The organism is Castellaniella sp., assembly GCF_034007085.1.
Taxonomy (GTDB): Bacteria; Pseudomonadota; Gammaproteobacteria; order Burkholderiales; family Burkholderiaceae_B; genus Castellaniella.
Window position 1 is genome coordinate 1 of record NZ_JAVERO010000111.1, and the last position, 7,215, is coordinate 7,215.

General features: G+C 63.5%; 6 protein-coding genes. 4 read left to right on the forward strand and 2 right to left on the reverse strand.

Going from position 1 to position 7,215, the window contains the following annotated elements; all coding sequences use genetic code 11:
* The coding region (locus tag RBR29_RS09460) for a diguanylate cyclase (protein WP_320348815.1) at positions 1–2,223 on the reverse strand (2,223 nt) is incomplete at its 3' end.
* Between the two features lie 95 nt (positions 2,224–2,318).
* Complete coding sequence (locus RBR29_RS09465) at positions 2,319–3,230, reverse strand: LysR family transcriptional regulator (RefSeq protein ID WP_320348816.1); 912 nt, start codon at positions 3,228–3,230, stop codon at positions 2,319–2,321.
* A gap of 161 nt (positions 3,231–3,391) precedes the next feature.
* Between RBR29_RS09465 and RBR29_RS09470 the strand changes: the two genes are divergently transcribed.
* From RBR29_RS09470 to RBR29_RS09485, 4 genes are all read left to right on the forward strand, one after another.
* Positions 3,392–3,973, forward strand: a complete 582-nt coding sequence (locus RBR29_RS09470; protein ID WP_320348817.1) for a TRAP transporter small permease — start codon at positions 3,392–3,394, stop codon at positions 3,971–3,973.
* Complete coding sequence (locus tag RBR29_RS09475; RefSeq protein WP_320348818.1) at positions 3,970–5,247, forward strand: TRAP transporter large permease subunit; 1,278 nt, start codon at positions 3,970–3,972, stop codon at positions 5,245–5,247. Before RBR29_RS09470 ends, RBR29_RS09475 begins: the two co-directional genes overlap by 4 nt.
* Positions 5,248–5,287: 40 nt before the next feature.
* Positions 5,288–6,268 carry a TRAP transporter substrate-binding protein gene (locus tag RBR29_RS09480; RefSeq protein WP_320348820.1) on the forward strand — a complete coding sequence of 327 codons (981 nt, stop codon included), beginning with the start codon at positions 5,288–5,290 and terminating at the stop codon, positions 6,266–6,268.
* Positions 6,269–6,283: 15 nt separating this feature from the next.
* The coding region (locus RBR29_RS09485; RefSeq protein ID WP_320348822.1) for a fumarylacetoacetate hydrolase family protein at positions 6,284–7,215 on the forward strand (932 nt) is incomplete at its 3' end.

The following is a 7,215-nucleotide window of genomic DNA, read 5'->3' on the forward strand; positions in this document are numbered from 1 at the left end:
ATCCAGATGCCTTCTGGTGATTTCGAAGATCAGCCGGTTTCCAGGCGCGCCGGTGCTGTTCAGCAGCTTGCGTACGGAATCAGTGAATCCTGCATCCATCAGAACCTTGGGGCTGATGTTGACGGAAACCGGATAGGTTTCATTCAGGCGTTGCAGTTCCAGCAAGGTCTGGCAGGCCACGCCCAGCGACCAGAATGTCAGGTGGTCGATGAGACTGGTTTCCTCGGCCAGTGGGATGAACAGGGCGGGTGAGATCGGACCATGGTCGGGGTGTGTCCAGCGCACCAGCAGTTCTGCGCCTGTGATGCGGCCATCCCGGGCATGCTGGGGCTGGATGCACATGGTCAGCTGGCTGGTGTTCAGGGCCTGGGTCAGGGCTTTTTCCATCCACAGGCGCTGTTCGAATTCGGTTTGCAGCGTGTGGTCGTAGAAGACGGTCTGGTTGCCGCCCTGTCGCTTGGCACGTTGCATGGCCAGGTCGGCTTCGCGGATGGCATCGCTGGCTGTGGCGCCGTTGCCCTGCAGCAGTGTCAGGCCGATGCTGGCGGTAAAGACGCAGGCCGGGTTACTGTGTTCCAACGGCGTTGCTGCCAGAACGATCCGGAGCCTGTCCGCGATTTTCAGGGCTCTCCGGGCGCCCGCTTCGGGATCCGTGCCCAGCTGGGTGAGCAGGACCATGAATTCGTCGCCGCTGACGCGAGAGACCGTATCCCGGTCGAGTGTGTGTTCCCGCAGGCGCCGGGCCACCTCGCGCAGGACCAGATCGCCGATGGCATGGCCGTGGCTGTCGTTGAGTTTTTTGAAGTCGTCCAGGTCCAGGGTCAGTATGGCGCCGCAAACTGCCTTGCTCCGCGCATCACGCAGCGTGTGTTCCAGCCGGTCCAGCAGCAGGATGCGGTTGGGCAGGCCGGTCAGGGGGTCGTGGTAAGCGTTGTGATGGGCCTGGTCTTCGGCCTGCAGGCGAGTGGTGACATCGGTCAGGATGGTGCAGAACTGCCTGGCCGTGCCGTCCGGTTCGCATAACGGAAATTTGAGGGACTGGAATGTGTGGGTGCGGCCTGTCCGGGGGGATGTCCGCTGTGCCTGGGCGACAATGTGCTCGCCCCGTTCCAGGGCCGGGATGTCGGCGTCCGTGATGGAGCCGATGCGCAGCGGTTGGTGGCTCGTGCCAGGTTCGTCTGAGGCTGGCGCCGCTGCGTCTGGCAGATTGAAGAATTCGCGGAATGAACGGTTGGTGTAGACGCTGTGCCGGTCGCTGTCCTCGATGCAGACCAGGGCTTCGACATGGTCGAGCACGGTAGCGAGTCGGTGTTTGGCCAAGCGCAGACGCTGCGCCCGGCGATGTACCAGGAACCAGGCACACGCGGCACAGGCCAGTACGATCAGGGCCGCCAGGGCGGCAATCGTCAGGGGCGCGGGTGCGTATCCAGGCGGTTTCTGCGTGTCGGTCGGGCGCATCCTGGGGCTGTCCCAGCGGGCCAGGATGCGGTAGTACACCGAGTCAGAACTGGCTTTCCAGGCGCCCAGATGGCGATCGATGGCGCGCAGGACGGCGCTGTTCCGGCCCTTGGGCATGGCGAAATACAGCCCGGAAGGCAAGAAGACGATGGGGGTGATCGCCAGTCCGTATTGCGGCGCCGTGGCGTTGCCGAAGAAAAAGTCGGCGGCAACGGCATCGGCCTGGCCCGCCTGCACTTGCTGGAAGCCTTGGGCCAGTGTCTCTGCCGGAATCAGCTGGGTCTGGATGCCGAGATTGGGCAGCAGGGTTTCCAGGTAGCGGTATTCGAGCGATCCGGACAGGACCACCAGCCGCCGTCCGTTCAGGTCTTCGATGGTGTGGATGGCTGCGCCGGGCCGGATGTAGACCTGGTTCCAGGTCTGCAGGGCGGGGGTCTGGTGGAAGTCCAGAAAGTGCGTGCGGTCTGGCGTCTGGGATACGGCGGGCAGCAGGTCGATGCTGCCGTCCCGGAGTTTGAGCATGCAGTCCTGCCAGGTGCAGAGTTCGGTCTTCAGTATCCAGCCTTCCTGGTGTGCGATTTCAGCCAGGATGTTGCCCAGGACGCCGTCTGGCTGCCCATTGGGCGCGGCGGACAGCAGCGCGCCCAGGTCGCTGATGCCGACCGTCAGCGTGGTGGCGCGCCCGATGTGCGGTGACAGGCAGGCCGACCCCAGGATCAAGGACACTAAAACACGCGCGCGAATGGTGCCGAAGAGATTGTTCATCGACGCTGCCAGGGGGCACATGCCGGGGTTGACCGAGATTTGATTATAGGGGGCTGGCTGTTGTGATCCGGTCGTTTTTCGGGGGAATAGGCGCTTTATCCGGGATTCCCCCAATCCCGCTGGTCAACGGATGCGTGCAGATGGCGAACGAAGGCCTGGGTGGCGGGCAGTTGGCTGGTGTGCAGGCGGCTGTAGATGAAGAACCGGCGGCGAATCACCGGATCGAGCAGGGGCCGCATGCGCAGGCCGTACAGGTCCACCAGAGTCTGCGAATAGGGCAGCCCCGCAGTCACGCCCAGGCCCGCGCTGACCATGCTCAGCGCCGTGCTCATGAAGGCCACTTCGTGGCTGGGATGGATGGCAGGGATCTCGGCCATCCGGTACAGGTCCAGCGCCAGTTGGTCGGTGAACTGGCCTTGCAGAGAGATCATGGGGTAGCGCACCAGATCGGTCCAGCGGATGCGCTTGAGCGATTCCAGCGGATGTCCGGGCGGGAAGATGGCCATGAAGGGCAGGTCGAACAGGGGGTCGGCTGCCAGTTCGGCCAATCCCTCGCGGTGGGGGCCGATGCTGATGTCCACTTCACCGCGCACCGCCTGGGCGATGGCGTTTTCGACCGCGCAGTCCAGCAGGTGGATCTGGATGTCGGGGTGTGCCTGGCGGAAACTGGCGATGACTTCCGGGATCAGCGTGCTGGCCATCAGTTGGGGCGCGGCGATGCGCACGATGCCGCGGCGCAGGCGCTTGAGATTGTCGATGTTTTCCAGCGCGCCATCCAGATCGCGCAGGATGCGGGTGGCGACGGAATGGAATTCGCGCCCGACTTCGGACAGCTGGATACGCCGGGTGTTGCGATCGACCAGGCGCACGCCCAGCTGGGATTCCAGTTCCTTGATCAGGCCGCTCAGGGCCGACTGGGTGATGTGCAGGGATTCCGCTGCCCGGGTGAAGCCGCCGGTGCGGGCCAGCGCTGTGAAAGCGCGCAGTTGGCGCAGTGTGACTTCCATCGGATCGCCTTATGAATCAATGATTAAAAACTGTTTGAATGATAGCTGGAAACTGCGTCTAATGGGATATCAATCACAAGGATGCGCCGGCAGCGCCATGCCGGCATCCACATCCGGATCGGAGACACGACCATGTCCATTCCTTCGTGCGGTGAGCGCCGATGATCCAGCGCGCGTTTCGCCAGATCGCCCGAGGTTTCGAAATCCTGATCGTCACTTGCCTGGCAATCATGGGGCTGCTGGTCTTTGGCAATGTCGTGTTGCGCTACGCCTTCAATTCGGGCATTGCCGTCTCCGAGGAACTGGCGCGCCTGCTGTTCGTCTGGCTGATCTTCATGGGCGCAGTCCTGGCTTCGGCACGCCGCATTCACATCGGCTTCGATTCGTTGCAGCGGGCGGTCGGGCCTGGCGTTCGCCGGATGCTGGTGGTCTTCACCGGGGTGTTGATTCTGGCTGGTTGCGGGATCTTCATCGTTGGCGGCTGGCGGCAGACCCTGATCAATCTGGGCAACACGTACCCGGTCCTGGGCATTTCCTATGCCTGGCTGTACGGGACGGCGCTGGTGTTCGGCGTGGCGCTGATCTTTCCGGTGTGCAACAACATCTATCGGGCGCTGGTGGGGATCGATGATGCCCTGACAGAGGATCTGGCCGACCGCATCGAAGGGCGGGCCGATCGCATGGGCCCATCCAAGCCCGCGTCAGGCGGTGGCGCGTCCACGAAGCAGGAAGATCGCCCATGACTGCATTCGTTTTTCTGGGTGCTTTGTTGGGCCTGATCGCCCTGGGCATGCCGATCGCCTTTGCCCTGATGTTTGCCGGGGTGGCGCTGATGCTGCTGACCGGGCAGTTCGATGCACAGATCGTGGTGCAGAACGCCATTTCCGGTGCCGATAATTTCGTGCTGATGGCCGTGCCGTTCTTCATCCTGGCGGGCGAATTCATGAACACGGGCGGGTTGTCCCGGCGCATCGTTGACATGGCCAGCGCCTTTGTCGGGCATTTGCGCGGCGGCCTGGGCTATGTGGCGATCTGTGCTGGCATCCTGCTGGCCAGTCTGTCGGGGTCTGCCGTGGCGGACACGGCCGCCCTGGCGGCGATCCTGGTGCCCATGATGCGCCAGGCCGGCTATGACCCGGCGCGGGCCTGCGGCCTGATGGCTGCCAGCGGCATCATCGCGCCGGTCATTCCGCCGTCGATCGGTTTCCTGATCTTCGGTGTGGTGGCCAATGTGTCGATCACGCGCCTGTTCCTGGCCGGGATCGTGCCCGGCATCCTGATGGGGTTGTTTCTGACCGTGGCCTGGTGGTTCGTCGCCCGGCGGCAGGATGCCGTGCTGACGCCCCGCGTGCCCTGGGGACAGCGGCTGCGCCTGCTGGGGCGGGGCGGCTGGGCACTGATGCTGCCGGTCATCATCATCGGCGGCCTGCGTTTCGGGATCTTCACGCCGACCGAATCCGCCGTGGTGGCCGCCGCCTATGCGCTGTTCGTCGGCCTGGTGGTGTATCGGGAATTGGATGGCCGCAAGATCTACGAATGCCTGCTGTCCACCGCGCAGACGACTTCGGTCGTGCTGCTGTTGGCGGCGCTGGCCATGGTCGCGTCCTACATGATCACCATCACGGATATTTCCGGCCAGGTGGGCGGCTGGCTGCAGGGGCTGTCGGATCAGCCGATGATTCTGGTCACTGCCATGATGGTCGTGGTGTTTTTTGCCGGCATGGTGCTGGACTTCATTCCCATCGTGCTGATCTTCACGCCGGTCTTTTTGCCGATCGTGCAGGCGGCCGATATCGATCCCGTGTATTTCGGCGTGATCTTCATCATGAACTGCTCGATCGGCATGATCACTCCACCCGTGGGCGTGGTGCTGAACGTCGTCAGTTCCGTGGGCAAGGTGTCCATGGTCCAGGCCACGCGCGGTATCAGCCCGTTCCTGCTGGCCCTGGTCTCGCTGCTGATTGCCCTGATCCTGTTCCCCGAACTGGTGACTGTACCCGCCCGATGGTGGCGCTAGCGGTCGGCGACCCGTCCGATTCCACCCAAGGAGACATTCCATGAAAATCCGTATCGCTTTGCTTGCCGGCCTGCTGGCCGCGTCGCTGTCCGGTTCTGCCTGGGCGGCGGTCACGGCGAAATTCGCCGTGACCCTGCCGGAAAAATCCCATCAGGGCCAGGGGGTGGCTAAGTTCGTTGAACTGGTCAAGGCCAAGAGCCAGGGCGAGATCGTCATCAAACCCTATTACAGCGGTGTGCTGGGCAATGACGTGCAGGTGACTGCCGCCCTGCAAGGCGGCACGATCGAATTCACCGTGCCCCAGACCACGACCCTGACGGGCATGGTCAAGGCCTACGAGATCCTGGATTTCCCCTTCCTGTTCAAGAACAGTGAACAGGCGGAAAAGGTGCTGGACGGCCCGGTGGGGCAGCAGCTGCTGGAAACCCTGCCCGCGCATGGTCTGGTGGGTCTGGCGTACTGGGAAAACGGGTTTTTCAATGCCACCAACAGCAAACATCCGATTGCCAGGGCCGAGGATTTCGAAGGTCTGAAGTTCCGTTCGATCCAGGCGAAAATCACTCAGGAAACCATCAAGGCCCTGGGCGCCAATCCCGTGCCGCTGGCCGTGCCCGAACTCTATACCGCACTGGAAACCCGCACCATCGATGGCCAGGGTACGCCCAATGCCGTGATCGCCGCGCTCAAGCTCTACGAAGTGCAGAAATACCTGTCCATCACGCGGCACAGCTATGGCGCCTTCATCCCGCTGGTCTCCAAGGCCTTCTGGGACAAGTTGACGCCGGATCAGCAAAACATCCTGAAGGATTCCGCTCTCGAAGCCCGCGCTTACCAGCGCGAAGTGGCGCGCGCCCAGGCGCAGTCGGCCAAGGAAGCCATGGCCAGACACGGTATGGAGATCAACGAGGTCAGCGATGCCGAGCATGACCGCATGCGCGAGCGCGTGCAGCCGGTGTGGCAGATGTTCATCCCCAGCGTGGGCCAGGATCTGTTCGACCAGGTCCAGTCTGAACTGAAGTAAGCCATTGGTGTTCCCATGAAACTAGCCACTTTGAAAAATGAGTCGCGCGACGGTCGCCTGGTCGTCGTGTCCCGGGACCTGACGCAGTGTGTCGCCGTCCCCGAGATCGCGCCCACCCTGCAGGCGGCGCTGGATGACTGGGATGCCTGTCTGCCGGGGCTGCGTGCCGCGTATGACCGGCTCAATTCGGGTCAGGACGGGGCGGCCCGCCCTTTCGACCCGGCGGCTTGCCATTCGCCGTTGCCGCGCGCCTATCAATGGGCGGATGGTTCGGCCTATCTGAACCACGTGGAACTGGTGCGCCGCGCCCGCAACAGCCAGGTGCCGGAATCCTTCTTCACCGATCCACTGATGTACCAGGGCGGGTCCGACAGTTTCATCGGTCCGCGCGATCCCATCGTTGCCGATACCGAGGACTGGGGGATCGACATGGAGGCCGAGGTCGCGGTCATCACGGGCGACGTGCCCATGGGAACCCGGCCGACGGATGCCGCCGGCGCGATCCGCCTGCTGATGCTGGTCAACGACGTGTCCCTGCGCGGCCTGATCCCCGGGGAACTGGCCAAGGGCTTTGGCTTTTTCCAGTCCAAGCCGGCCAGCGCATTTTCTCCGGTGGCCGTGACGCCCGACGAATTGGGCCCGGCCTGGCGCGATGGCAAGGTCCATCTGCCGCTGCGGGTCGAACTCAATGGCGAGCCCTTTGGCTGCCCGAACGCGGGCCAGGACATGACGTTCGATTTTCCGCAACTGGTCGCGCATGCCGCGCGCACGCGCCAATTGGCCGCCGGGACCATCATCGGTTCGGGCACGGTGTCCAACAAGCAGGGCAGCCTGCACGGGTCCAGCATCCGCAATGGCGGCGTGGGCTATTGCTGCATCGCCGAGGTCCGCATGTACGAGACGATCGAAAGCGGTGCCCCGGTGACGCCTTTCATGCGCTTCGGTGA

Bases quoted from the DNA above. Each gene is read 5' to 3' on its own strand.
- RBR29_RS09480 (WP_320348820.1), top strand. From the start codon at position 5,288: ATGAAAATCCGTATCGCTTTGCTTGCCGGCCTGCTGGCCGCGTCGCTG.
- RBR29_RS09470 (WP_320348817.1), top strand. From the start codon at position 3,392: ATGATCCAGCGCGCGTTTCGCCAGATCGCCCGAGGTTTCGAAATCCTG.
- RBR29_RS09465 (WP_320348816.1), bottom strand. From the start codon at position 3,230: ATGGAAGTCACACTGCGCCAACTGCGCGCTTTCACAGCGCTGGCCCGC.
- RBR29_RS09475 (WP_320348818.1), top strand. From the start codon at position 3,970: ATGACTGCATTCGTTTTTCTGGGTGCTTTGTTGGGCCTGATCGCCCTG.